Origin of the sequence: Caballeronia grimmiae (assembly GCF_000698555.1) — a bacterium.
Lineage (GTDB): Bacteria > Pseudomonadota > Gammaproteobacteria > Burkholderiales > Burkholderiaceae > Caballeronia > Caballeronia grimmiae.
In genome coordinates, this window is record NZ_JFHE01000002.1 from 229,976 (window position 1) to 252,918 (window position 22,943).

Here is a 22,943-nt window from a genome sequence, read left to right on the forward strand (position 1 = left end):
GCGTACGGATACCACATCGCATTTAAAGACGCACGCACGGCCGTGCGTTTGATGCGTTCAACCCGCTTCGCCGACCGCGTTCGGATCCGGTAACGGCTGCCCTTTGTTCTCCTGTGGCGGATCGGGTTCGTCCTTGAGGTTCTGCTTCTGTTCGTCGCTCAGGCGTCGATCCGCAGTAGTCGGGTCCGTGGTGGTCTGCCTGGGCGGCGTCGGGCGATCGGTTGACTCGGTCATATGCACTCCTTCTGTCATTGGATGAGCGTGTTGCTCAGGGCGCTGGTTGCATCACGCGTGCCTGACGCCTGGTTGTACCTCAACCCTTGGGTATGGTCGATGCTGCAAAGAACCTTCGAGCTTCGCTTGCCTTGTCAAACACTTATGACCACGTTTTCCCGGCGCGCCGCTGCACACTGGGCCGCATCGATGGCGTTCTTTGTTGTAGGCAGTTCGTTCACTGATGCGGCGACCATCACGTCGGCACCTTTTGGCACGACGCAGCAAGGGCAGCCCGTCGTGCAATACACGCTCGCGAACTCGCATGGCGTGTCGATAACCTGCATGACCCATGGCGCCATCGTCACGCGAATCGATGTGCCCGACAGACGCGGACGCCGCGCGGATGTCGTCCTCGGCTTCGGCTCCGTTGCCGATTACGAGCGATACAACGGCAACATCCATTTCGGCAGCGTCATTGGCCGTTATGCGAATCGCATCGCACAAGGACGATTCACGATTGATGGCCGGACCTATCAACTGCCTATCAACGATCCGCCCAACACGCTGCACGGCGGACCGCGCGGCTTCGATGAAAAGCTCTGGACCGTCGTGCGTACGTTTCAGAACAACACGGTCGCGGGCGTGCAATTGCGTCATGTCAGCCCGGACAACGAGAACGGTTTCCCCGGCACGTTGACTGTGGACGTGACATACACGCTGACTGACGATAACGAAGTGCGTATCGACTATCGCGCGAAGACGGACAAGCCGACCGTCGTCAATCTCACCAACCACAGTTATTTCAATCTCGCGGGCGAGGGCAGCGGAAGCGTGGAAGGGCAGCTCATCATGATCGCCGCGTCCACTTATACGCCCACGCGCGCCGATTCGATACCCACGGGCGAGATCGCATCCGTCGAAGGCACGCCGCTCGACCTGCGCGCACTGACTCCGATTGGCGCGCGCTTGCGCTCGTCGTTTCCCCAGTTGCGTCATGCGCGCGGCTACGACCAGAACTTCAAGCTCGACAAGCCGGGACAGCGCGACGGCGAACCTGCCTTCGCCGCACGTGCCTATGATCCCGCGAGCGGCCGCGTGCTCGATGTCTATACGACGCAGCCGGGCTTGCAGTTCTATACATCGAATGGACTGGATGGCAGCGTGGCCGGCGTTTCCGGGACCACATACCGTCAGACCGACGGCTTCGCGCTCGAAGCCCAGCATTTCCCTGATTCGCCGAACCGTCCGTCTTTTCCGTCCACCGAACTTCGGCCCGGGGATGAGTATCACGAAGTCACGGTCTGGAAGTTTGGCTTGCGTTGAGACGCTGCGCTTACGCTAGCAACCGATACGGTCGTCCGCACCACCGACCACAGCGTCATCGGGGAGTTCATGCGCGGTGAAGCCCGCTGCGAACGTAGAAGACAGCGGGCTTTACGTCAACCTTTCGCATCACGTGTGCAATGAGAATGAAACGCCCGATGCAGCGCGAGGCCCTTCGCGCTAGCACTTTCATACGCGATCGTCAAAGACGCGAATCCATTGCCACCGACCACGAGAACGTGCGATGCTTCGCTGTGCTTCATATCCCATGAAAATGAAAGGCGCGTGCGGGACCAGTCCGGGTCATCGCCCTTTGGAGGAGTGAACATGATCGTACTGTCGCGGTATCGTCAGGCGCGTGATGCGTCGCAGCACCTGGCGCATGTTGCGCGCCGCTTGCTGGGTGCGTGGATTCTGTTGAGCGCGGCAAGCGTCGCTCATGCCGATGCGCAAAAGGGCTATGTCGTCCCGCCGCCGCCCAGTGAGTTATACGGCGAGCTTTTCGTCGCCGTACAAACGCAGCAGATTTATCCGGACCAGAAGACTTTCGTCGATGCCACGCCGAAAATAGCCCCTGCGCAAATCAACGCGCTATATCTGCAACAACGCGCGGTGCCGGGCTTCAGCCTCTCGGCGTTCGTCGCGCGGTATTTCACGCCGCCGACCGATCAGGTCATCACGCCGCCGCCGAATCAGACATTGCGCGATCACATCAACTGGCTATGGCCCGCGCTGACTCGCAATACGTCGACGGTGCCGCCCTACAGCACGCTCATCCCGATGCCCAAGCCTTACGTCGTGCCGGGCGGGCGCTTTCGCGAAGGCTATTACTGGGACACCTATTTCACGATGCTCGGTCTTCAGGAAGCCGGCCGTGAAGACCTCGTCGACAACATGCTCGACAACTTCGCCTATCTGATCGACACCATCGGCCACATTCCGAACGGCAATCGCTCTTACTACGTGAGCCGCTCGCAGCCGCCGTTCTTCTCGTACATGGTGGAACTTGCCGCGCACAAGGAAGGCGCACGCGTGTATCAGCGTTATTTGCCGCAAATGCGCCGCGAGTATCACTACTGGATGAAAGGCGCGCATTCGCTCGAGCCGGGCGGCGCGGTGCGCAACGTGGTCATGCTGCCCGACCGTACCGTGCTCAACCGCTACTGGGACGAGCGCGATACGCCGCGCGACGAGTCGTATCTTCAGGACGTGACGACTGCCAGCACCGTCCATGACCGCACCGCGAACGAGGTGTATCGCGATCTGCGCGCGGCGGCGGAAAGCGGCTGGGATTTCAGTTCCCGCTGGTTCGGCGACAACCAGACGCTTGCGACGATCCGCACGACGTCGATCGTGCCCATCGACCTTAACAGCCTGATGTTCCATCTGGAAACGACGATCGCGCGCGGATGCGGCGAAGTGCGCGACTTCGGATGCGTCGCCGAATTCATCGGCAAAGCGGCAAAACGCGCCATTGGCATCAACAAGTATCTCTGGAACAGCAACGGCTATTACGGGGACTATGACTGGAAGCTCGGGCAGCCGCGCAACAATCCATCGGCGGCAATGCTTTATCCGTTGTTTGCAGGGGCGGCGTGGCCGGATCGCGCGCATGTCACCGCACGTACCGTGGAGACCTTGCTGCTCAAACCCGGCGGCCTCACGACGACGACGTACAACACCACGCAACAGTGGGACGCGCCGAATGGCTGGGCACCGCTGCACTGGATCGCCGTGCAGGGATTGCGCCGTTACGGCCGCGGGGATCTCGCGCAGCAAATAGGCACGCGCTTTCTGAGCGACGTGAATAACGTCTACGCCACGCAGCAAAAGCTCGTGGAGAAGTACATCGTGGAAGGAACGGGGACGGGCGGCGGCGGGGGCGGCGAATATCCGCTGCAGGACGGCTTCGGATGGACGAACGGCGTGACGTTGCGTCTACTGGATCTCTACGCGCCCGGACAATAGCCGGGCGCTGCGAGGCGGCATGCATTTCGCCGCCTCGCGCGTGATGCTTACTCCAGCCCTTCGACGACGCGGAAGTCGCGCTCGCATGCGTCGCCGAGCACGCGCAACGCTTCCTGATACTTCTCGCCGTTGAACGTGGCGAGTGCCTGTTCGAGCGAATCGAACTCGATCAACACCGTGCGCTCAGCGATGCCTGCGCCGTGCACCGTCGATGCGACGCCGCGAGCCAGCGGACGTCCGCCGGCTTCCTTGATCGCTACCGTCGCGAGCTTCGAATATTCCGCGACTTGCTCGGGCTTGTGAATCTTGCGGTATGCACTGACCCAATATGCTTTAGCCATCTGAATCTCCTGTTGTTCGTTGAGCGCCTTGGCGCGATGCGTCGATGCGAGGGCGAGCATAGCAAAAAATCGCGTTTGATTTCATGCACGCGATTCTGCGCAATCCAGTGAAGAGTGCTTTCCGTGGCTAGGGGTTAACCCGGGAAAACGATGAGCCTAGACTTCGTTCATTGCTTCGACGCGTAGCGCACGGGGCAAGCACCCAATCACTGGAGTCTGGAAAATGAAGTCTTCAATTCGCGCAGTAGTTATCGCAACCGCTCTCGTTGTTCCCGCTTTGTCGTTCGCGCAGGGCAGCCAGCTCACGCGCGCTCAGGTCCGTGCCGAACTCGCGGAACTGCAAAGCGTCGGTTATCGCGCCGGCGACGGCGATCAGGCGCATTACCCGCAAGCGATTCAACAAGCCGAAGCGAAGCTCGCGGCTCGTAAGGGCGCGACCGCTTACGGCGGTGCGTCGAATGGCACGGCGCAATCGGGAAGCGGCGTCTCGCAAGCCGACTGGAACGCGATGTACACGCGCTAAGCGCGCCAGCCAGCAAATGGTTTAGTCTGCGGCGTATTTGCGATCGAGCTCGTCGAACAGAGGTTTGTCGACGAGTCTCTGGCGCTCTGCAAAGGGTGCGACGATAGCAGGATCTTCGTCGAGCCTGCCATGCTCCTTGAGCGCACCCAACGCCGTCTGCATGCCGCGCACCGCGCTTTGCAAAGCCGCGTTCGCATACAGCACGAGGCTGAAGCCCAGCCGCTCCAATTCATCGCGGCCCATCACGGGCGTTTTCCCGCCGATCACGATGTTGATCAACTGCGGCGCCGCGACGAGCTTGTTCAACGACGCAATCTGCTCTTGCGTTTCAATCGCTTCGATGAAGAGAATGTCCGCGCCCGCTTCGACGAACCTGTTCGCGCGTTCGATCGCCGCATCGAAGCCCTCGACCGCGCAGGCATCCGTGCGCGCGATAATCTGAAAGTTCTCGTCCTCGCGTGCATCCACGGCAGCGCGAATCTTGCCGACCATCTCGTTCGTCGAGATGACGGCCTTGCCCGCGAAGTGGCCGCATTTCTTCGGCATCACCTGATCTTCGAGTTGAACCGCGTCGGCGCCCGCGCGCTCGAGCGTTCGTATCGTATGGCGCACGTTCAGTGCGTTGCCGAAGCCGGTATCCGCATCGACGACGAGCGGCAGATCGACGGCGTCGCGGATGCGCGTCGTGTGTTCCGCCACTTCCGCAAGTCCGATGAAGCCGAGGTCCGGCATGCCGAGCGACATGTTGGTGACGCCCGCGCCGGTGATGTAAAGCGCTTCGAATCCCAGATCGGCGGCGACGCGCGCGCTCATTGCGTTGAATGCGCCCGGCAGGAGCAGGCCACGGCGTGCATTCACCAGTTCACGGAACGCGGCGCGGCGGCGGGAAGAAGATGTGGTCATGGCTGAATATCCGGAAATAGAAGATCGGGCGTCGAGGCACGCCATGCCGACGTGCAGTGCATGCATGCCATAGCCCGCCATGTTAAAGCGTACGGAGCTTCGGCGCTAACGCCAAAGCCCGTTCTATTTCCGTTGCGCTTGCCGGATGCGCTAACCGCCCGAAACCTGAAGCGGCCGATCCGCTTTCGCGCGCAAGCCGTACGCGGTGAGCATCCGATACAGCGTCACGCGCGAGATGCCGAGTTCATCGGCTGCTTCGCCGAGCCGTCCCCGGTGACGCAACAGCGCCACTTCGATCGCCTGCCGCTCCGCCGCTTCGCGTGCCTGAGCAAGCGTCGTCGGCGCGGCTTCGACGTAATCGCCGAGTTCGAGGTCGCTCGCGAGAATCTGCCGGCCTTCGCACATGACGATGGCGCGTCGCACGCGATTGATCAACTCACGCACGTTGCCCGGCCAGTTGTAGTTGTGAAGCGCCGCGATGGCGCAAGGCGAGAAGCCGCGTAGCCGCCGGCTCGCATCCTTGCGGAAGCGTTCGAGCATATGCTCGGCGAGCAGTTCGATATCCTTGCCTCGCACGCGCAACGGCGGCTCGTCGATCTGCAGCACGCACAATCGGTGGTACAGGTCAGCGCGAAAACGTCCTGCAAGCATCGCGCTTTGCATGTCGACGTGCGTCGCGGAAATGATGCGGACATCCACGGGCGTCGAGCCTTGGCCACCTAGCCGTTCAATCTTGCGCTCCTGTAGAAAGCGCAGCAGGCTCGCCTGGCTTTCGAGCGGCAAATCGCCGATTTCATCGAGAAACAGCGTGCCGCCGTCCGCCGCTTCCACGCGGCCGATCTTGCGCTGATTCGCGCCGGTGAATGCGCCGCGTTCGTAGCCGAATAGTTCGGACTGCAACAGATGCGGAGGAATCGCGCCGCAATTGATCGCGACGAACGGCTGCGCACGGCGCGCCGAGCGTTCGTGAATGGCATGCGCCGTCAGTTCCTTGCCGGTGCCCGATTCGCCTGAGATGAAGACGGGCGCGTCGGTCATGGCGACTTTGCGGATCGAGCGATACAACGCCTTCATCGGTTCGCAGTCGCCGATCATGCCGCCTTCGGCGGTGTCGGACTTGAGCGGATCATTGCTGGCTGCGTCGTGCAAGGAGACCATGCCGTAAGCGTGACCCACGGCATCGACGATGCGGTCCGCCGACGACGGCACGGTGACGTAGTCGAAGCAGTAGTCGCGTATCAGCCGGCATAGTTCGGGATCGTCGGCCTGGGAGGCAGCGACCGTCGCGACCCAGCCGATGCGATAGCCCGCGAGCAAAGCCGTGAGGGCGGCGATGTCTTTCGCGCATTCGCCGCTCGTCAGGTCCACGATGCCGGCCGCGGCGCCCTTTCCGTGCCTCGACAATTTGCCTTGTTTCGCGGGATTGACGTATTCGATCTTCCAGCCGCGTGCGTGCAGGCGTTCGGACAAGTCCTCCGAAACGGTGCGGCCGGCGTAGTAGAGCGTTCTGGGTTCCCCGTACATGGCTTCTTCTCTCAGATATTTGTGTGTTTGTAAGCACAGTATCCATTGGAATCGCCGAGGCAAAAAGCGGCGCAAACGATACGCGTCTTTTAAATGTTTACATTGGTCTAAGCATTGCGATTGAAAACGCTTGAGCACATTTTGCGAAACGGCCGTACTTATCTGCGGTGAAAATGCATGCATTTAGCGACAAAGCGCCGCCAGATAAGGGCGAGCGGGCGGAATGTTTTACCCGGCCGCCAAAGAAGTAGATTTGTCGCATTTGCCGCTATCGAGGGTTAACCCTCTAAATTCATTTTCCGTTGCGCATCGTTGCGCCGGCGCGCGCATTCGCGGCGGCATTCGCCGAATTGGCGGCGTTGGCGGCATTTGCATTAATCGCCGTGTTACCCGTGTAACCCGGGGTCGGCGCATTCGTGTTCGGTGAATTCGAGTACCCGCCCGGCGACGACTTCGGCGGTTTCGGTTGCAGCGTCTGATTGATCACACCGATCTGCCCGAGCTTTTGCGCAGCGCGGTTATCGGCGTGTGCGGCTTCGACGATGAAAACTGCAGCTACACCCAACGCGAGTGACGCAACGGCGACGCGATTGCTTGTCATGATGCCCTCCACGATCGGCGCTCGATGCGCCAAGCAGGCCAATCCATTGTGCGCAAGCAACTTGCCTGGGGGCAGGAGGGTTTGTGCCTAGGCGGCGCAACGCTTTTATCGCTTGACGAAGGCCTGAGCCTGCTGCGGCGATTTCACGCACGCCAATGTGCAGAAACGAGACGAAAGCGCGGTCTTCGATCGGTAAGATGTACTACGTAGGCCTAACGCAATCATGCACTGGAGATCCGCATGTTCCCCGAATACCGTGACCTCATTTCTCGGCTGAAGACCGAAGACGGGCACTTCTCGAAGCTCTTCGAGCGCCACAATCAACTGGACCATGAGATTCAAAACATGGAGTCCGGCGCAACGCCCGCAGATTCGTTCACGATCGAATCGCTCAAAAAGGAAAAGCTCCTTCTGAAGGACAAGATGTATGTCGTGCTGCGAAAAGCCGCGCAAGCCGCCTAAAGCAGGGATAGGGAGAAATCGAACGTGAGAAGCACACGCGCATCCGAGGGACGTGGGACCAAAGCCTCGCAGGACATTGCGAAGGAAGACCTCGACGGGGGCGTTGGCGTCGTCGAGACGCCCGCGCAATTCGAGAGTCGTGAGACGCAAGAGGCAATTGATGCCGCGAACGAACTCATTTCCAGCAGCATGGAAGACGTGCTGGCGAACGCGGCATCGAACAGCAGCGAGACGCGCATCGACACGATGAAGGCGTTGATGGGCGGCCTTTCGCCGGACGAAATCGCCACCTTGCGCGCGCATCTGCTCGACGGCATGTCGCCGGTCGGTGTGCGCGGCTCGCGCCGGCAGAATCAGGATGACGAACTATCGGCCGGCTGGCGTCACGGTGGCTATCCGTACAAGCATCTCATGTCGCGGCAAGCGTACGAGAAGCAGAAGTATCGGCTGCAAGTGGAGCTGCTCAAGCTCCAGGCGTGGGTGAAGGAAACCGGCCAGCGCGTGGTCATTCTGTTCGAAGGCCGCGACGCGGCGGGCAAGGGCGGCGCGATCAAGCGATTCATGGAGCATCTGAATCCTCGTGGCGCGCGTGTCGTCGCGCTGGAAAAGCCATCCGAGCGCGAACGCGGACAATGGTATTTTCAGCGCTACGTGGAGCATCTGCCGACAGCGGGCGAGATCGTCATGTTCGACCGCTCCTGGTACAACCGCGCGGGCGTCGAGCGTGTGATGGGCTTCTGCACGAACCAGGAGTACGACGCGTTCATGCAGCAGGTGCCGGCGTTCGAGCGTCATCTCACGCAAAGCGGCGTGCACATCGTCAAGTTTTGGTTTTCCGTCAGCCGCGCGGAACAGCGTCGCCGCTTCAAGGAACGTGAAGTTCATCCGCTCAAGCAATGGAAACTGAGTCCGGTGGACCTTGCTTCGCTCGACAAGTGGGACGGCTACACCGCAGCAAAGGAAGCGATGTTCGCTCACACCGATACGGCCGACACGCCGTGGACCGTCGTGCGATCGGACTGCAAGAAGCGCGCGCGGCTGAACGCCATGCGGTATGTGCTGCATCGCTTGCCGTATGCGAATCGCGATATCCGGACGATCGGCCCTGTCGATCCGCTCATCGTGGGACGCGCTTTCTGATCAGGCGTCGTCGGCCATGATGGCGTGAGCGAGCAGGTTCGCTTGCGGCGTGAGGGCATCGAAGGAACGCGCGCACACATGCAGCCGGCGCGCGGCCCACGGCTCGGACAGCGGCGCAATCGCAAGCTCGGGACGGCCGAGCAATTGCGCCGATGCACGCGAGAGTATCGCGATGCCAATGCCCGCTTCGACCAGCATGCCGACGTTATCGATGCTTCGCATCTGGATGCGGTAATTGAGCTGCCTGCCAAGCCGCGACGCCTTCTCGGCAAGATGCATTTCGAGCGCCGCATCCGCGAGTCCGACGAACGCTTCGCCGACGATATCGGCGAACGCCACAGCACTCTCCTTCGCCACGCGATGCGTGCGGCTCGCCACCACGACGAGCTGATCCTGCGTCACCAGCCGCGTCTCGATCCCGCCGAGGTCCGTAATGTCCGCGACAATGCCGAGGTCCACGCGGCCTTCCATCACCGCCTGCACGATGTCCACGCTGGGCCGTTCATCGAGATCAATGGACAGATCGGGATGAGCCGCGAGAAACCGCGTCAGGCGCGGCGGTAAATACGCGGCCAATGCCGCGGTATTCGACATGAGCTTGATGCGGCCTTTGAGACCCGTTGCATAGGTGCGCAAGTCTCCGCGCATCTGCTCGACCTGACCAAGAATCATGCGTGCGTGGCGCACGAAGCTCTCGCCGGCTGCGGTGGCTTGCACGCCGCGTCGATTGCGCTCGAGAAGCGGGGCGCCCAGCGCGGCCTCCATGCCGGCAATCCGCTCGCTTGCGGACGCCAGCGCGAGATGCATTGCTTGCGCGCCCGCCGTGATGCTGCCGCGTTCGATCACGGTCAAGAACAGGCGCATGTCGGTGAGATCGAAACGCATGCCGTGCCTTCGGTCGCGCCGAAGCCTCGCATAGGAAATGCCAGATTGTAAGCGCGCGCCGTGCTCGCTACGATTTGCCGCATGGAACCTCTTATCGTAGTGATCGTCGCCGGATTCATCGCGGGCGCGATGAACGCGCTGGCCGGCGGCGGATCGTTCGTCAGCCTGCCCGCGCTCATCGCGGCAGGCGTGCCGCCGGTTCAGGCGAACGCATCGTCGACGGTGGCGCTGTTTCCGGGCGGCGTGGTCAGCGCATGGGCGTATCGCGACGGCCTCGGTCCCGTCGGCTCCGTGCCCATGCGCGCGATGCTCGTCACGACGCTTATCGGCGGAATGATCGGCGCGGCGCTGTTGCTGTCGACATCGTCATCGACGTTCTCGTTCTTGCTCCCCTGGCTGCTGCTATGCGCGAGTCTCGCGCTCGCCTTTGGCCGCCGTCTCGGCGAGGTGTTGCGCAAGCGCTGGCGTATCGGAGCGCCCGCCGTGCTCGCGATTCAGCTCTTACTCGGCGTCTATGGCGGTTACTTCGGAGGCGCGGTCGGCATCATGATGATGGCCGTATGGGGCCTGCTCGATACCCGCGATCTCAAGAGCCTCAACGCGCCGCGCACGCTGCTCGTCAGCGCGGCGAATTCGGTTGCTGCCGTCACGTTCGCCGTGGCGCATGCGGTGCGCTGGCCCGAGACCATCGCGATGCTCGTTGCGGCGATCGCCGGCGGATACGGCGGCGCGCAACTGGGTCGACGCGCATCGCCGGCGTTGATCAGAACAGGGACGCTGCTCGTGAGCGCGGGAATCACGGTCGCGTTCTTCGTGCGGACTTATGGACCGATGCTCTCGCATCACTGAACCGGTCGCTGTCGCCTCATCCTTCTTGTCGAACGATCATGATCGCTGCTTTACTCGAGACCATCGGTGCGCTTTCCGTGCTTGCAAGCGTGGCCGCAAAGATCGCGTGGATGCGCGACGCCCGCGATGAAGTCATCGACGAGCAGGCGGCGCCAGGCAAGCGGCCGCATCGCTGTATCGACCGTGAGTCGCGACGCCGCCGGCGCAGGCATCGCTCGTCAGCGCGCGTTTCGAATGAGCGGCGGTAAGCCGAGCGGCTTCGTCGCCGATTCATAGGCGCGAATGAATCGGGGATCGTCGGCGAACTCGCGCGCCATCCACTTCGACAACTCGTCGCTGCATGACGGATTGGCGATGGATTCGAAGCATGGCGAGTTCGCGGGCATCATGCTGGCCGCCCAGTAAAAGCCGAAGAGGGTTTGCTTTTCGGCGGGTTCCATTCGCAGCGCGTCGGGCGCGGCGCCGGAGAACCACCGTTCGAGCTTGGCCGTCAGCGTCGACTCCGTTTCGAGCTTCTCATACGAGAACACGTAGCCGCCGCCCGCCTGAGCGGTGTGGAAGTCATTCATCACGACCGCCGTCACGAAGCGGGCCGCGTGTGCGTTCACGGCAAACGATTGCCCGTGCGCGCTCGACATCACGCACCAGAGCAGGGCGAGCAATGCGCTTGTTGTTGGCCACGCCCAGGCGCGGAATTCTTGTCGACTGCTTCGCGGCTTCACACGGATACGAAGAAAAGGTTGATTCCAGCATAGCGACGGCACACAGGCCGATGCGCGATTCTACTGATTTATAGCGATGTACGATGGCGCGCGCAAAAGAAACGGCCCCGAAGGGCCGTCGTGCACCGATGCGAAACCGCGCGTATTACAGCGGCTGGATCGTCGAAGCCTGCTTGCCCTTCGGGCCTTGCTTGACTTCGAAGCTCACCTTCTGGTTTTCTTGAAGCGACTTGAAACCCTTGGACTGGATCTCGGAGAAATGTGCAAACAGGTCCTCACCGCCGTCGTCCGGCGTGATGAAACCGAAACCCTTTGCATCATTGAACCACTTGACCGTACCTGTTGCCATTTTTCCAAACCCTATGAGACGAATAAACGTTGATGATGCGCTCGCCGTTTCGAGCGACACTGATTTTTACCATGCCTTCGTATTTTGATCCAATAAGCGTTTTTGCTTAGCTTATTGACGCACGGGCGTCATAAACCCCAAAATTACCTGTCGCATGGCAATCGGTCGGTTTAATTTTCCACATGTCGCCTGAGTGCGTCTGTTCGGTCACGGACAAAACTATTCACTGCGGCGCTCGAACTCACTAATCTCGCGGTTGAGTTCAGAATGGATGAAGGCCCGTATCAGCACGCGCGGCCTCCTCTATGACTTCGTTACCGTCTATATGGAAGCGGCCGAGCAACACGTGATGCATCTCGTTGCCCGCTATGCGGCGGTTCTGGGCATCGCGCCGCCTACGGTGCGACTGGCCGCGAGTCATAACGGGCCTTGCTATGAGCCGCTGTTCAATCGGATCGAGGTGGACGCCCCTACGCTCGCGTTGCCCGAGCCGCTGCTGTGTCTCGTGCTTGCGCATGAAGTGGGGCATGCCACGCAACGAAGCGTGCTTCTCTTCGATCTCGCCAAGACCGTGTTCCGCGTTACCGCGCTCATCGCGGGGCCGTGCATCATGTTTGCGGCATGGCCCGGAGAGGACCTATGGCGCGTATCCATTCCCGGTGCGCTGTTCGCCATCCTGGTGACGCTGCTGTTCCCAACATGGCGAACGCGTACGGTCCAACGCGCGAAGGCGCTGGAATTCGATGCCGATGCGAAAGCGGCCACCCTTTGCGGCGCGCGAATTGCATTAGAGGCAATGGAAATCATGGCAAAACGCGGCCGTATCGATGCAACGCGTTTGAACGTCATGCGTGAACGTTGCGCACATGCCGAAGACGCTAAAGAAGCCAAAAGTACATGCCGATAAAACGCTCGATGGGCGCTTGCGTGATCGGTCATATTGACATCCTGTAACGCGCCTAATCGGACAAAGATACAGGACAAGACTTCATGAACGATGCACAAGGCGCTGTCAGCACAGTCGCCATTCATTCGGTTTCTTCGGGCTGTGCAGGGTGCAAGACGGACCCCGGTTCGGAACTCGCGCTTGCTTTCGCTTTCCAGCCTATCGTCGATGTCGCGGCGGGCGTCGCTTACGCACACGAAGCGCTGGTGCGCGGACCGCAGGGCGAGCCGGCCGGTACGGTGCTCGGCAAGGTCAGCGAAGCAAACCGCTACCACTTCGACCAGCGCTGCCGCACGACGGCCATCGCGCAGGCCGCGCAGCTCGGGCTGCAAGGCTTCCTCTCGATTAACTTCATGCCGAATGCGGTGTATCGGCCGGAAGCCTGTATCCGCAGTACGTTCGAAGCCGCGGAAAAGCATGACTTCCCGATCGAGCGGATCATCTTCGAGACGGTGGAAGGCGAGGACATTATCAGCCGGCCGCATCTCGTCGATATTTTCCGCGCGTACAAGCGGTTCGGCTTTCAGACGGCCATCGACGATTTCGGCGCGGGCTATTCCGGCCTGACGCTGCTCGCGGACTTTCAGCCGGACATCATCAAGCTCGACATGGATCTCGTGCGCGGCGTCGACACGGATTCGGTGCGGCAGCGCATCGTATGCGGCGTGCTTGCCATTTGCCGCGACCTGGGCATTCGTGTCATCGCGGAAGGCATCGAGACGAAAGGCGAACGCGATTTTTTCACTGCGAACGACGTCCGGCTCATGCAAGGCTATTTCTTCGCCAGGCCCGCTTTCGCGGCGGTGCCGATGCTGAACGCGGAATCGTTCGCGGCCTGAGCGTGGCGCGCTTTTTGCGTGAAGAGCGATGCGAGAGCAACGCCCCTGCATGCTGAGGGAATCAACGCTTTTGGATGACCGATCATGCTCGTCCTGTTTGTAGAAGATGACGCCCGACTTTGCGATGCCTTCAGAGATCTCGCGATATCGCTGGGGCATGTCGCGCACGTCGCGTACGACGGCCACCAGGCGATGCTGCTCGCGGCAGCCAACAGCTACGATACGATCTTTCTGGACCTCAACCTGCCCGACGTGGATGGCCGCGATCTATGCCGGCGTTTGCGCGCGGCAGGGCCAAGCAAGCTCGCGTGCGTCGTCGCGGTCACCGGCGATGACCGGCACCAGAAGGAGGCGCAAGAGCACTTCGATGGTTTCTTCCTCAAGCCATTTACCGCCGACGGCTTCAGAGCAGTGCTCAACGCCTGCTGACCGCTGGGCGTTTTGGTCCGGATCGAATCAAAGATCCTGATCTTCCGCAGCCTTGCGCGCGCGACGTTCTTCGTTTGCGCGGCGCGCACGCAAGCGCTGACGCGAGAGCTGCGTGATGACCTCGCCGGTGCTCGCGCCTGCAGGAATTTCATTGCGTATGACTTTGGGCACCATCGGCAAGCCCATGCGCTGTCGGCGCAGCGCGCGTGCGATGGCGGTGCGGCATGTTTGTCCGTGACAGTCCCATTCGTCGCGGATTCGCTCGCAGTAAGGGCACTTTTCCATTCATGCAGTTTACTGCGAACGGGCAGTGCACGCCTGCGTGGGCTGCCGCGCGACTGGGTGACGCGCTGCGTCTATGCGCTCACTGGGGATGATCGAGCGTGCGTCGCAGTACTTTCTTTGCGAACGCCTTGAGAGAATGGATCGAATGGCTTCAGCTGCGTGCTGAAATGACTTCGCCATATTCGACAGCGGCTTCCCACCGGCCTGAGGGGTGCGCGGGCAGATGTCGTCCGTTGCGTCGCAGGGGCTTTCTGTCGGTTGATGCGCAAGTCACGCAGCGTCGCTTTGCGCACGATGCTGCCACCGTGCGATGGACACCATCGCAGCACTCAAGGCTTTCTAACGCCGCTTTTCAGCCAATACAAAGATCAAACGCGGAACATGCTGACCGCATGCGCAAGCCGATCGGCATGACCACGCAGTTCGACGGTCGATTGCTCGGCCTCACCGACCAGCGCCGCGTTCTGCTGCGTGGCTTCACCGATCAGCATGACGGCGCTATTGACCTGTTCGATACCGCTTGCCTGTTCACGCGACGCCACGCCGATGTCGCTGACGAGCGCATTCACGCGCGTCACCCGCTCGAAGATGCCGGTCATCGTGCTGCTCGCGTGCTCGGCCATCTTGTACCCGTGCGAAACCTTCGCGGCCGATTCCGCGATCAGTGCTTCGATTTCCTTGACCGCAGCCGCGCTCCGTTGCGCGAGCGCGCGCACTTCCGACGCGACGACCGCGAAGCCCTTGCCGTGCTCGCCCGCCCGCGCCGCCTCGACTGCCGCGTTGAGCGCGAGAATGTTCGTTTGAAATGCGATGCCTTCGATCGTCGACGTGATATCGGCAATGCGTCGCGCGGATGCATCGATTTCGTTCATCGTCTGAACGACGCGGCCCACTGCTTCGCCGCCTTCGCGCGCGGCGTCCGTCGCGGACGACACGAGCCTGCCCGCCTGTTCGGTATTCGCGGCGTTGTGCTGCACCGTCGATGTGATCTCTTCCATGCTGGCCGCCGTCTCTTCGACGCTCGCCGCCTGCGTCGCGATGCGCGTGGCGATGTCGCTACTGCCCGACGCGATGCGCGCGGTGCCATCCGTCATGTCGGCAGAAGCGCTGCGCACTTGCGCGACGATGCCTGCGAGCCCCTGTGCGATGCCGTCGATGGAGCGCATCAGTCGACCGATATCGTCCTCGCGGGCAGTGTCGATGCGCACGGTCAGATCGCCCGCCGCGATACGCTCGGACGCGCGCGTGACGTCATCGATCGGACGGCCAATGAGCCGTTTGACCGCGTAAAGCAGCACGCCGACGAGCGCCGCGATGACCGCGAGCCCGAGCAGCAAGAAGCGATTGCGGCTTGCATGAACGCTCGCCAGCAACTCGTCGCGATAGGCGATTCCGCCGATTACCCAGTTCCACTGCGGCACCGTCATGTAGACGACTTGTTTCGCGCCGCCATGCACGCGCGCATTCGAGCCGTCGATGTCGGCGCCGTCGAACGCGAGCTTGCCTTCGCGTGTGTCGAGCATCTGCTTGAAGGGCGCCACGCGTTCGTCGGCCACTTGCCCTTCGCCGCCGGGATGAACGAGCAGCTTGCCGCGATTCGCGCCATTCGAAGCATCGACGACGAAGTGATATCCGCTCTCGCCGATGGTCAGCTTGCGAATATCGTCCTGCAGCGCGGTCATCTCGGCGGTCACGTCCACGCCGACGAACAGCGCGCCGACGATGCGGCCCGAAGCGTCCGTCACGGGTTTGTATTCGGTGATGTACTGCTTGCCGAACAGCGCCGCAATGCCGATATACGGCTTCCCGCTGAACACCAGCCCGTAGGCGGGGCCTTTGCGGTCGAGCAGCGTACCGATGGCGCGCGTGCCGTCCTGCTTTTTGAGCGATGTGGACACGCGCACGAAGTCGTCGCCGGTCCGGGCGAAGATCGTCGCGATGGCGCCGCTTTCGGCGAGGAACGCATCGGGAATCGAGAAATCACCGTTCAACGCTTTGTCGCCGGCAAGGATGGTCGGCGTCGCAACACCGCCGATATCCACGGTATGCGCTTCGTCGAGCGCGAAGTTACCGGGCACGCGATTCGAGAACATCGTCATGAAGCGCGAGACTTCGGCGCTTACTGCAGTGTCGTAGAGACCGATCATCGTGGCGATCGAACGGTTCTGACTTTCGACGCGAGCGAGCGCGTGGGCGTCGATTTGCTCCCCGGCCGATCGGGTGACAGCGAGTGTGAAGGCGGCAACGACGACAGCCGCCAGCGCGCAGGCAAGGGCGGCGAATTTGGTCCCGACACTCGCTCGGGCCAGATTGATAAGAGGCATGTAGAGACACTAAGAGTTGAAACGGAATCACCGTATCTATCGGCAAATTTCACCGGAACTTGAGAAAGCGGGCGGAACGTTTGGCGTTTTGCATGCGGCATGCAACGTGCCGAATGCAAAATCATCGCGTCGGCTAGAACGCCAGAAAACGATTAACGCGGCGAGTGGCGTTCCGTAAGCCGACCCAAACGCTTGCGCGGTGCGGAGAGGAGAAAGCTAGGGAAAATCCTAGGCTGTCGCTCGGCAGACAACGGCTATATCCTTCGGAAAAACGTTTTCCAAGAAACAGTGGCGCGCGCATTTTGCACGACGCCGCGCCCACGGCGCTCGTCGCCGTCCATGAAACAAGACACGCGGTCCGACGAGCGCCGCCGCGTACCGGAGACTTTCATGCAAACAGCCGTCGTCGGCGTCGCGCGGACCGCGAGCCGTTATCGCTGGACCGTGTGTGCGTTGCTCTTCTTTGCGACCGTCATCAATTACATGGACCGGCAGATTCTCGGTCTGCTTGCGCCCGTGCTTCAGCACGACATCGGATGGACGCAGGTTCAGTACGGCCGCATCGTGATCGCTTTTTCCGCGTTCTATGCGATCGGCCTTCTGTGCTTCGGGCGTATCGTCGACTGGCTCGGCACCCGCATCTCCTATGCGCTCGCGATGTTCGTCTGGAGCATCGCCGCCATGCTGCACGCGGCGGTCGGCTCGGTGATGGGCTTCGCGATGGTTCGCGCGCTGCTCGGCATCGGCGAGGGCGGCAACTTCCCGGCGGCAATCAAGACGACGGCGGAGTGGTTTCCGCGCCGCGAGCGCGCGCTCGCGACTGGTATTTTTAATTCAGGTGCGAATATCGGCGCTGTGTTTGCGCCCGCGATCATCCCCGCGCTCGCTGTCGCTTTCGGCTGGCGGGCGGCGTTCGTGATGGTCGGCGCGATCGGCATCGTCTGGCTCGCCGTGTGGTTCGTGATGTATCGCCAGCCGGACGGCAGCGCGCATGACGACGACCTCGCGCTCGAAAGCGACGAAGCCGCCGCCGCCGATGCCGGCAACGCCAAAGCAGGCGCACCGGGCTTCGGCGTGCTGATCCGCAAGCGCGAGACGTGGGCGTTCATCGTCGGCAAGTTCCTGACGGACCCGGTGTGGTGGTTCTACCTGTTCTGGCTGCCGAAGTGGCTGAACGAATCGCGCGGCATGGACATGCAGCATATCGGCCTGCCGCTCGTCGTAATCTACGCGATTACCACGGTCGGAAGCATCGGCGGCGGATGGATCTCATCGGCGTTGCTGCGCTCGGGCTGGAGCGTGAATGCTGCACGCAAAACCGCCATGCTGATCTGCGCATGCTGCGTGTTGCCGATTGCATTCGTTTCGCAAGTGCACGATCTGTGGGTGGCAGTGGCCATCGTCGGACTTGCGGCGGCGGCGCATCAGGGCTGGTCGGCGAATCTCTTCACGACGGCATCGGACATGTTCCCGAAGCGCGCGGTCGGTGCGGTCGTCGGTATCGGCGGCATGGCGGGCTCGATCGGCGGCGTTCTGTTCTCCGAAGTAATCGGTCAGGTCCTGCAACGCACGGGTCAGTACTGGGCGCTCTTTGCAATCGGTGCACTGGCGTATCTCGTGGCGTTCGGCGTGATGCACGTCCTCACGCCGAAGATGACGCCCGCGAAGCTCAACGGCTGATCGCGAGCATCGACGCCATGCGCGGCGCTTTACGCACTCGCCGTCGGGGCCGCAGCCGAGGCGGTCGATTCGCGCACGATCAGGCGCGGCTCGAACATGGAGTTGCCGGGGTCCGGATGACCGGCGAGTGCGTCGATAAGCTTTTGCATGGCGAGCTCGCCCATCCGCTCGCTTTGAATGTCGATGGTGGTGAGACCCGGCGCGGCGTATGCGCCGTAAGGCACGTTGTCGATGCCTGTCACCGAGACATCCTGAGGCACGCGGATGCCGAGCGTCGCGGCTTCCTTCATGAACCCGAGCGCGATCAGATCGTTGTAGCAGATCACCGCTTGCGGGCGCTTCGGCCCGAGCATCACGCGCGAGCACGCGTGTTCGCCAGCGAGCGCGGTCGGAGCGTGGGCATCGTGAACGTCGAGTTCGAGGCCGGCTTCTTCGAGGCATTCGCGCACGCCGCGAATGCGTTCATCGTTGATGCGCGCCTGGCCGAAGCCGAGGTATGCAATATGCCGATGCCCCAGGTTCAGCAGATGCCGCGCGAGCATGTGCGAAGCGAGACGATTGTCGATGCCGACGCTCGGAATCGGCAGCGCCTCGGCATTGCGAAGCAGCACGACGGGCTTGCCGAGGTCGAGCATCCAGTGCGCCTCCTCGTCGGGCAAGCGCGAGCTCACGATCAGTCCGTCGACGCGTTGCGAGAGGGCTTCGATCAACGGCCGCTCGCGTGCCTGCTGTTCGTCGATATCGACGAGCAGCAGCGTGTAGTCGTGACGCAAGGCGATGCGGTTCGCGCCCTTCACCACGTTCGTGAAGTGCGGATTGCTGATGTCGAGAATCGTGAGGCCGATAGTGCGCGTGCGGCCGGTGATCATCGAACGCGCGAGCGGATTCGACCGATACCCGAGCGTAGCGATGGCTTCTTTGAGCCGCGCTTCGACCGGCGCGGAGAAACGCTGGGCGCCGTTGATGTACTTGGAGACCGTTGCGACCGAGACGCCCGCTGCGGCGGCGACATCGCGAATGGTCGGAGACATTTTCTTCATCGAGGTAACGTTTTCTCGCAATTTTCCAATGTTTTCGGATTGTCTCAGAAAACGACGCCGCTGAAACGTTTTTTGCATGCTGCATGCTGCATGCAGAGCGCAGAATGCCAATTGACGACGGCTTGCGCCGATCGCTATAGTGCGGAAAACGTTTTACTTATTCAGATCCAAAAGCATTCGACAGGAGTTCAGATGGACCAGTCAACCGCAACGGGCAAGCCGTTCAAACGCCTGCTTCTCACCGGAGCCGCCGGCAACCTCGGCCGTCAACTGCGCGGGGCGCTCGCGCAGTGGGCCGATGTGGTGCGTGCGTCGGACATCGCGCCGATCGACGACGCTGCCGCCCATGAGGAAGTCAGCGCGGTCGATCTCGCGGATCGCGACGCGGTCATGCGTCTGGTCGAAGGCGTCGACGCGATCGTGCATCTGGGCGGCATTTCGATCGATGCGCCGTTCGACGATCTCATCGAGGCGAATATCCGCGGTACTTACAACATCTACGAAGCGGCCCGCCGTCACGGCGTCCGGCGCGTGGTGTTCGCAAGCTCGAACCACGCGATCGGTTTTCATCCCGTGACCGAAGTGCTCGATGCCGATGCGCCGCAGCGCCCCGACAGTCTCTATGGCGTGACCAAGTGTTTCGGCGAGTCGCTGTCGCGCTATTACTTCGACCGCTTCGGGATCGAGACGGTGTGCCTGCGTATCGGGTCGTCGTTCGAAGAGCCGAAGAATCCGCGCATGCTCGTGACGTATCTCAGCTACCGCGATTTCATCGAACTGGTGCGCTGTTCGCTCTTCACGAATCGCGTCGGACACGCGGTGGTGTACGGCGCGTCGGACAATCCGGTCAAGTGGTGGGACAACAGCAAGGCCGGCTTCCTCGGCTTCAACCCGCAAGACAGCTCAGTCGAGTTCAACGATCGCTTTCCGGTGCGCGCACCGACCGACGACCATGACGACCCCGCGCAACGCTTCCAGGGCGGCGCGTTCGTGCTCGGCGAACCGATGGAGCGCGGCCGATGAACAGCGCGCCGCGCGTGGAGCGGCTGGAGGCGGCGGGGCGCGCAGCAGTCGGCGAATGCCCCGTCTGGCATGCAAAAGACCAGGCGTTGTATTGGGTCGACATTCCCGCGCGGCGCATCGTGCGGCTCGCTGTGGCGGCCGGACAGCGCAGCGAATGGGCGTTGCCTGAGCAGGTTGCGTGTTTTGCATTCGATGCGGCGGGCACACTGGTCGCGGGCATGGAGACGGGGCTCTTTGCGGTGACGCTGCCGGATGCGGGCGACGTTCGCCTGACGAAGCTCGCCGCCCCGCGCTTCGATGCGCCCGGCATGCGCTTCAACGACGGGCGGTGTGACCGGCAGGGCCGCTTCTGGGCCGGCACGATGGTGCAGGACATGTCACTCGCGAGCACCGCAGGCGCGCTCTTTCGCTTCGATGCGGACGGCACGCTGTCCGCGCCGATCGTCGACGGACTTATCACGCAGAACGGCCTCGCCTTCTCGCCGGACGGCGCGACGATGTATCTGTCGGATTCGCATCCGCAGAAGCGGCTGATCTGGGCCTTCGACTTCGCCACCGACACCGGAACGCCGCATAACCGTCGCGTGTTTGCGGATTTGCACCATCACGTAGGGCGTCCGGACGGCGCGGCGGTCGACGCAGACGGCTGCTACTGGACCTGCGCAAATGATGCCGGGTGCCTGTTGCGCTTCACGCCTGAAGGCAAGCTGGATCGCACGATTGAACTGCCCGCGACGAAGCCCTCGATGTGCGCATTCGGCGGTGACGATCTGTCGACGCTCTACGTCACGTCGATTCGTCCCGCCGCCAACGCAACCGACGCCGACGGCTGCGTCTTCGCGTTGCACCCCGGCGTGCAAGGATTACCGGAACCAATCTACGCGGGTATGTTACCGGTCGCATAAACGCCGCGCCGAGGCGCTGGCACCGCCTCGGCGAGTGAGTTTTTTTAGCGCTATACAGGCTAAACACCAGTTCTGGAGTTTCTCCTTAAAGAGTAGGCTGCGCAGGTCGCTTCAAACTGAACGATCTGCCGATTCCCTATTCGAGGAGATATTGATGGACCTTGAAACCCGCACCATGAAGCGCGTGATGCTTCGTCTCGTGCCGTTCCTGATTCTCTGCTACTTCATCGCTTATCTCGATCGCGTCAACGTCGGCTTTGCTGCGCTGCAAATGAACAAGGCGCTTGGCTTTTCCGCGAGCGCCTTTGGCTTCGGAGCAGGCATTTTCTTCATCGCTTATTTCTTCTTCGAAGTCCCGTCCAATTTGCTCCTGGAACGCTTCGGTGCAAGAAAGTGGATTGCGCGGATCATGTTCACGTGGGGCGTGCTCGCGGCGTTGATGGCCTACATCCCACATATTGCGCAAGCAACGGGCCTGTCGAACGCCTATGTGTTTTATGGCTTGCGTGTTTTGTTGGGCGTCGCGGAAGCCGGCTTCTTCCCGGGCATCATCTATCTGTTGACGCTCTGGTTCCCGGCGAAATATCGCGGACGCGTCGTGGGCTACTTCATGGCGGCCATTCCGTTGTCCACCGTGATCGGCGGTCCTATCTCCGGCGCGCTGCTGCAGATGGACGGCATCGGCGGCATGCAGGGCTGGCAATGGCTCTACCTGATCGAAGCGCTGCCCGCGCTCGTGCTCGCATTCGTCGTGTTCTTCTACCTCACCGACAAGCCGCAGAACGCACACTGGCTTGCTGACGATGAACGTAACTGGCTGGTCGACCGGCAAGCGCAAGAGCGCGCGCATCGCGAAGCGGTGCATTCGTTCAGCGTGAAGGAAGCGATTTTCAATCCGCGCGTGCTGGCGATTGCGCTGATCTATTTCGGTGCGAACGCAACCAACTACGGCTTGAGCTTCTTCCTGCCGCAAATCGTGAAGGCGTTCGGGCTGAGCAATCTTCAGACTGGCTTCGTGACGTCTTTGCCGTACGCAGTCGGCGTCATCAGCATGGTTCTGTGGGGACGTCATTCGGATCGCACACTCGAACGACGCTGGCACGTTGCAATCGCGCTGATGGTGGCAGCGGGTGGCATCGCAGCTTCCGCAGGGCTGGACAACCCAGTGCTGAAGATGATCGCGTTGTCGATTGCGGGCTTCGGCATCTTCGGTTGCTTGCCGATCATCTGGACGCTGCCTGCATCGTTCCTGTCGGGTGCAGCTGCCGCGGGCGGCATTGCGGCGATCAACTCACTGGGCAATCTCGCGGGTTTCTTTGGACCTTATGCGATGGGCTGGATCAAGGACAGCACCGGCGGTTTTGGCGCGGGCCTGCTCTGTCTCGCAGGCGCCGGAATGGTCGGTGTCGCCGCAGTCTTGTTGCTGCACCATGACTCGGCACTGGAGACGATTTCCGGAACGCGGGATGTGGAAGAGGGCGAGCCTGCACGATCTTAGTTTGCACTCGAAGAAGCACAATGATTTCCTTGCAAGCCGCAAGGCGGCGTCAGCGATCGTAAGGCAAGCAGGTTCGGCGACGCTGCGCTAATGTCTAGGCTTTTCCTCTCGTGCGCGAAGGCTTTCGAGCCTTCGCGCACTCTTTCGAAAAGCACTCGACGGCAAGGA

24 protein-coding genes are annotated in these 22,943 nt (G+C 61.7%); 13 read left to right on the top strand and 11 right to left on the bottom strand.

Going from position 1 to position 22,943, the window contains the following annotated elements; translation table 11 throughout:
- Positions 1-57: 57 nt before the first annotated feature.
- A complete protein-coding gene (locus BG57_RS33285) occupies positions 58-234 on the bottom strand; it encodes a hypothetical protein (RefSeq protein WP_167569241.1) in 177 nt (58 codons plus the stop codon).
- Positions 235-423: 189 nt separating this feature from the next.
- Here BG57_RS33285 and BG57_RS03355 point away from each other — a divergent pair, with 189 nt between their 5' ends.
- Both BG57_RS03355 and treA read left to right on the top strand, forming a co-directional pair.
- Complete coding sequence (locus BG57_RS03355; protein ID WP_229753981.1) at positions 424-1,539, top strand: aldose epimerase family protein; 1,116 nt, start codon at positions 424-426, stop codon at positions 1,537-1,539.
- A 327-nt stretch (positions 1,540-1,866) separates the two neighbouring features.
- Positions 1,867-3,507, top strand: coding sequence for an alpha,alpha-trehalase TreA (gene treA / locus BG57_RS03360; protein ID WP_035960162.1), 1,641 nt, complete (start codon positions 1,867-1,869; stop codon positions 3,505-3,507).
- Between the two features lie 47 nt (positions 3,508-3,554).
- Here the strand turns inward: treA and BG57_RS03365 are convergent, their stop codons facing one another.
- Positions 3,555-3,848, bottom strand: a complete 294-nt coding sequence (locus tag BG57_RS03365; protein WP_035960426.1) for a DUF1330 domain-containing protein — start codon at positions 3,846-3,848, stop codon at positions 3,555-3,557.
- Between the two features lie 223 nt (positions 3,849-4,071).
- Between BG57_RS03365 and BG57_RS03370 the strand changes: the two genes are divergently transcribed.
- Positions 4,072-4,371 carry a DUF4148 domain-containing protein gene (locus BG57_RS03370; protein WP_035960165.1) on the top strand — a complete coding sequence of 100 codons (300 nt, stop codon included), beginning with the start codon at positions 4,072-4,074 and terminating at the stop codon, positions 4,369-4,371.
- Between the two features lie 21 nt (positions 4,372-4,392).
- On the opposite strand, the gene BG57_RS03375 is transcribed toward BG57_RS03370, so the two are convergent.
- The 3 genes from BG57_RS03375 to BG57_RS03385 all read right to left on the bottom strand — a co-directional run bounded on the left by BG57_RS03375 (position 4,393) and on the right by BG57_RS03385 (position 7,399).
- Complete coding sequence (locus BG57_RS03375) at positions 4,393-5,274, bottom strand: isocitrate lyase/PEP mutase family protein (RefSeq protein ID WP_035960428.1); 882 nt, start codon at positions 5,272-5,274, stop codon at positions 4,393-4,395.
- A 150-nt stretch (positions 5,275-5,424) separates the two neighbouring features.
- Complete coding sequence (locus BG57_RS03380) at positions 5,425-6,798, bottom strand: sigma-54 dependent transcriptional regulator (protein WP_035960166.1); 1,374 nt, start codon at positions 6,796-6,798, stop codon at positions 5,425-5,427.
- Between the two features lie 292 nt (positions 6,799-7,090).
- Positions 7,091-7,399, bottom strand: coding sequence for a hypothetical protein (locus BG57_RS03385; RefSeq protein WP_152562497.1), 309 nt, complete (start codon positions 7,397-7,399; stop codon positions 7,091-7,093).
- A 240-nt stretch (positions 7,400-7,639) separates the two neighbouring features.
- Here BG57_RS03385 and BG57_RS03390 point away from each other — a divergent pair, with 240 nt between their 5' ends.
- Together BG57_RS03390 and ppk2 are read left to right on the top strand one after the other, a co-directional pair.
- Positions 7,640-7,861, top strand: a complete 222-nt coding sequence (locus BG57_RS03390) for an HP1242/YdcH family protein (protein WP_035960167.1) — start codon at positions 7,640-7,642, stop codon at positions 7,859-7,861.
- A gap of 75 nt (positions 7,862-7,936) precedes the next feature.
- Positions 7,937-9,001, top strand: coding sequence for a polyphosphate kinase 2 (gene ppk2 / locus BG57_RS03395; RefSeq protein WP_052005622.1), 1,065 nt, complete (start codon positions 7,937-7,939; stop codon positions 8,999-9,001).
- On the opposite strand, the gene BG57_RS03400 is transcribed toward ppk2, so the two are convergent.
- Positions 9,002-9,886, bottom strand: a complete 885-nt coding sequence (locus BG57_RS03400) for a LysR substrate-binding domain-containing protein (RefSeq protein WP_035960168.1) — start codon at positions 9,884-9,886, stop codon at positions 9,002-9,004.
- An 81-nt stretch (positions 9,887-9,967) separates the two neighbouring features.
- Here BG57_RS03400 and BG57_RS03405 point away from each other — a divergent pair, with 81 nt between their 5' ends.
- Entirely contained in the window at positions 9,968-10,735 is a 768-nt protein-coding gene (locus BG57_RS03405; RefSeq protein WP_035960169.1) for a sulfite exporter TauE/SafE family protein, read from the top strand.
- A 218-nt stretch (positions 10,736-10,953) separates the two neighbouring features.
- Here the strand turns inward: BG57_RS03405 and BG57_RS03410 are convergent, their stop codons facing one another.
- Together BG57_RS03410 and BG57_RS03415 are read right to left on the bottom strand one after the other, a co-directional pair.
- The gene (locus tag BG57_RS03410) at positions 10,954-11,397 is read right to left on the bottom strand and encodes a hypothetical protein (protein WP_035960170.1); all 444 of its coding nucleotides are present in this window, start codon (positions 11,395-11,397) and stop codon (positions 10,954-10,956) included.
- Positions 11,398-11,602: 205 nt separating this feature from the next.
- On the bottom strand, positions 11,603-11,806 hold the full coding sequence (locus BG57_RS03415; protein WP_008347993.1) for a cold-shock protein: 204 nt from the start codon (positions 11,804-11,806) through the stop codon (positions 11,603-11,605).
- A 193-nt stretch (positions 11,807-11,999) separates the two neighbouring features.
- Here BG57_RS03415 and BG57_RS03420 point away from each other — a divergent pair, with 193 nt between their 5' ends.
- The 3 genes from BG57_RS03420 to BG57_RS03430 all read left to right on the top strand — a co-directional run bounded on the left by BG57_RS03420 (position 12,000) and on the right by BG57_RS03430 (position 14,020).
- The gene (locus BG57_RS03420; RefSeq protein ID WP_229753960.1) at positions 12,000-12,713 is read left to right on the top strand and encodes a M48 family metalloprotease; all 714 of its coding nucleotides are present in this window, start codon (positions 12,000-12,002) and stop codon (positions 12,711-12,713) included.
- Positions 12,714-12,796: 83 nt separating this feature from the next.
- On the top strand, positions 12,797-13,591 hold the full coding sequence (locus tag BG57_RS03425; protein ID WP_052005599.1) for an EAL domain-containing protein: 795 nt from the start codon (positions 12,797-12,799) through the stop codon (positions 13,589-13,591).
- Positions 13,592-13,675: 84 nt separating this feature from the next.
- Positions 13,676-14,020 carry a response regulator gene (locus BG57_RS03430; protein WP_035960172.1) on the top strand — a complete coding sequence of 115 codons (345 nt, stop codon included), beginning with the start codon at positions 13,676-13,678 and terminating at the stop codon, positions 14,018-14,020.
- A gap of 27 nt (positions 14,021-14,047) precedes the next feature.
- Here the strand turns inward: BG57_RS03430 and BG57_RS03435 are convergent, their stop codons facing one another.
- The gene (locus BG57_RS03435; RefSeq protein ID WP_035960173.1) at positions 14,048-14,305 is read right to left on the bottom strand and encodes a hypothetical protein; all 258 of its coding nucleotides are present in this window, start codon (positions 14,303-14,305) and stop codon (positions 14,048-14,050) included.
- Positions 14,306-14,673: 368 nt separating this feature from the next.
- Positions 14,674-16,629 carry a methyl-accepting chemotaxis protein gene (locus BG57_RS03440; RefSeq protein ID WP_035960174.1) on the bottom strand — a complete coding sequence of 652 codons (1,956 nt, stop codon included), beginning with the start codon at positions 16,627-16,629 and terminating at the stop codon, positions 14,674-14,676.
- A gap of 390 nt (positions 16,630-17,019) precedes the next feature.
- Between BG57_RS03440 and BG57_RS03445 the strand changes: the two genes are divergently transcribed.
- The gene (locus BG57_RS03445; protein WP_035960436.1) at positions 17,020-18,309 is read left to right on the top strand and encodes an MFS transporter; all 1,290 of its coding nucleotides are present in this window, start codon (positions 17,020-17,022) and stop codon (positions 18,307-18,309) included.
- A 29-nt stretch (positions 18,310-18,338) separates the two neighbouring features.
- Here BG57_RS03445 and BG57_RS03450 read toward each other — a convergent pair whose 3' ends face one another.
- Positions 18,339-19,349, bottom strand: coding sequence for a LacI family DNA-binding transcriptional regulator (locus BG57_RS03450; RefSeq protein ID WP_035960175.1), 1,011 nt, complete (start codon positions 19,347-19,349; stop codon positions 18,339-18,341).
- A gap of 192 nt (positions 19,350-19,541) precedes the next feature.
- On the opposite strand from BG57_RS03450, the gene BG57_RS03455 reads away from it, so the two are divergent.
- From BG57_RS03455 to BG57_RS03465, 3 genes are all read left to right on the top strand, one after another.
- Positions 19,542-20,372, top strand: coding sequence for an NAD-dependent epimerase/dehydratase family protein (locus tag BG57_RS03455; protein WP_035960176.1), 831 nt, complete (start codon positions 19,542-19,544; stop codon positions 20,370-20,372).
- Positions 20,369-21,277 carry an SMP-30/gluconolactonase/LRE family protein gene (locus BG57_RS03460; protein WP_035960178.1) on the top strand — a complete coding sequence of 303 codons (909 nt, stop codon included), beginning with the start codon at positions 20,369-20,371 and terminating at the stop codon, positions 21,275-21,277. Before BG57_RS03455 ends, BG57_RS03460 begins: the two co-directional genes overlap by 4 nt.
- 154 nt (positions 21,278-21,431) lie before the next feature.
- Positions 21,432-22,775, top strand: coding sequence for an MFS transporter (locus BG57_RS03465; RefSeq protein ID WP_035960179.1), 1,344 nt, complete (start codon positions 21,432-21,434; stop codon positions 22,773-22,775).
- Positions 22,776-22,943: the final 168 nt, after the last annotated feature.

Coding starts and splice junctions, on each gene's coding strand:
- BG57_RS33285 (WP_167569241.1), bottom strand. CDS start 234: ATGACCGAGTCAACCGATCGCCCGACGCCGCCCAGGCAGACCACCACG.
- BG57_RS03355 (WP_229753981.1), top strand. CDS start 424: ATGGCGTTCTTTGTTGTAGGCAGTTCGTTCACTGATGCGGCGACCATC.
- treA (WP_035960162.1), top strand. CDS start 1,867: ATGATCGTACTGTCGCGGTATCGTCAGGCGCGTGATGCGTCGCAGCAC.
- BG57_RS03365 (WP_035960426.1), bottom strand. CDS start 3,848: ATGGCTAAAGCATATTGGGTCAGTGCATACCGCAAGATTCACAAGCCC.
- BG57_RS03370 (WP_035960165.1), top strand. CDS start 4,072: ATGAAGTCTTCAATTCGCGCAGTAGTTATCGCAACCGCTCTCGTTGTT.
- BG57_RS03375 (WP_035960428.1), bottom strand. CDS start 5,274: ATGACCACATCTTCTTCCCGCCGCCGCGCCGCGTTCCGTGAACTGGTG.
- BG57_RS03380 (WP_035960166.1), bottom strand. CDS start 6,798: ATGTACGGGGAACCCAGAACGCTCTACTACGCCGGCCGCACCGTTTCG.
- BG57_RS03385 (WP_152562497.1), bottom strand. CDS start 7,399: ATGACAAGCAATCGCGTCGCCGTTGCGTCACTCGCGTTGGGTGTAGCT.
- BG57_RS03390 (WP_035960167.1), top strand. CDS start 7,640: ATGTTCCCCGAATACCGTGACCTCATTTCTCGGCTGAAGACCGAAGAC.
- BG57_RS03400 (WP_035960168.1), bottom strand. CDS start 9,886: ATGCGTTTCGATCTCACCGACATGCGCCTGTTCTTGACCGTGATCGAA.
- BG57_RS03405 (WP_035960169.1), top strand. CDS start 9,968: ATGGAACCTCTTATCGTAGTGATCGTCGCCGGATTCATCGCGGGCGCG.
- BG57_RS03415 (WP_008347993.1), bottom strand. CDS start 11,806: ATGGCAACAGGTACGGTCAAGTGGTTCAATGATGCAAAGGGTTTCGGT.
- BG57_RS03425 (WP_052005599.1), top strand. CDS start 12,797: ATGAACGATGCACAAGGCGCTGTCAGCACAGTCGCCATTCATTCGGTT.
- BG57_RS03430 (WP_035960172.1), top strand. CDS start 13,676: ATGCTCGTCCTGTTTGTAGAAGATGACGCCCGACTTTGCGATGCCTTC.
- BG57_RS03435 (WP_035960173.1), bottom strand. CDS start 14,305: ATGGAAAAGTGCCCTTACTGCGAGCGAATCCGCGACGAATGGGACTGT.
- BG57_RS03440 (WP_035960174.1), bottom strand. CDS start 16,629: ATGCCTCTTATCAATCTGGCCCGAGCGAGTGTCGGGACCAAATTCGCC.
- BG57_RS03445 (WP_035960436.1), top strand. CDS start 17,020: ATGCAAACAGCCGTCGTCGGCGTCGCGCGGACCGCGAGCCGTTATCGC.
- BG57_RS03450 (WP_035960175.1), bottom strand. CDS start 19,349: ATGAAGAAAATGTCTCCGACCATTCGCGATGTCGCCGCCGCAGCGGGC.
- BG57_RS03455 (WP_035960176.1), top strand. CDS start 19,542: ATGGACCAGTCAACCGCAACGGGCAAGCCGTTCAAACGCCTGCTTCTC.
- BG57_RS03460 (WP_035960178.1), top strand. CDS start 20,369: ATGAACAGCGCGCCGCGCGTGGAGCGGCTGGAGGCGGCGGGGCGCGCA.
- BG57_RS03465 (WP_035960179.1), top strand. CDS start 21,432: ATGGACCTTGAAACCCGCACCATGAAGCGCGTGATGCTTCGTCTCGTG.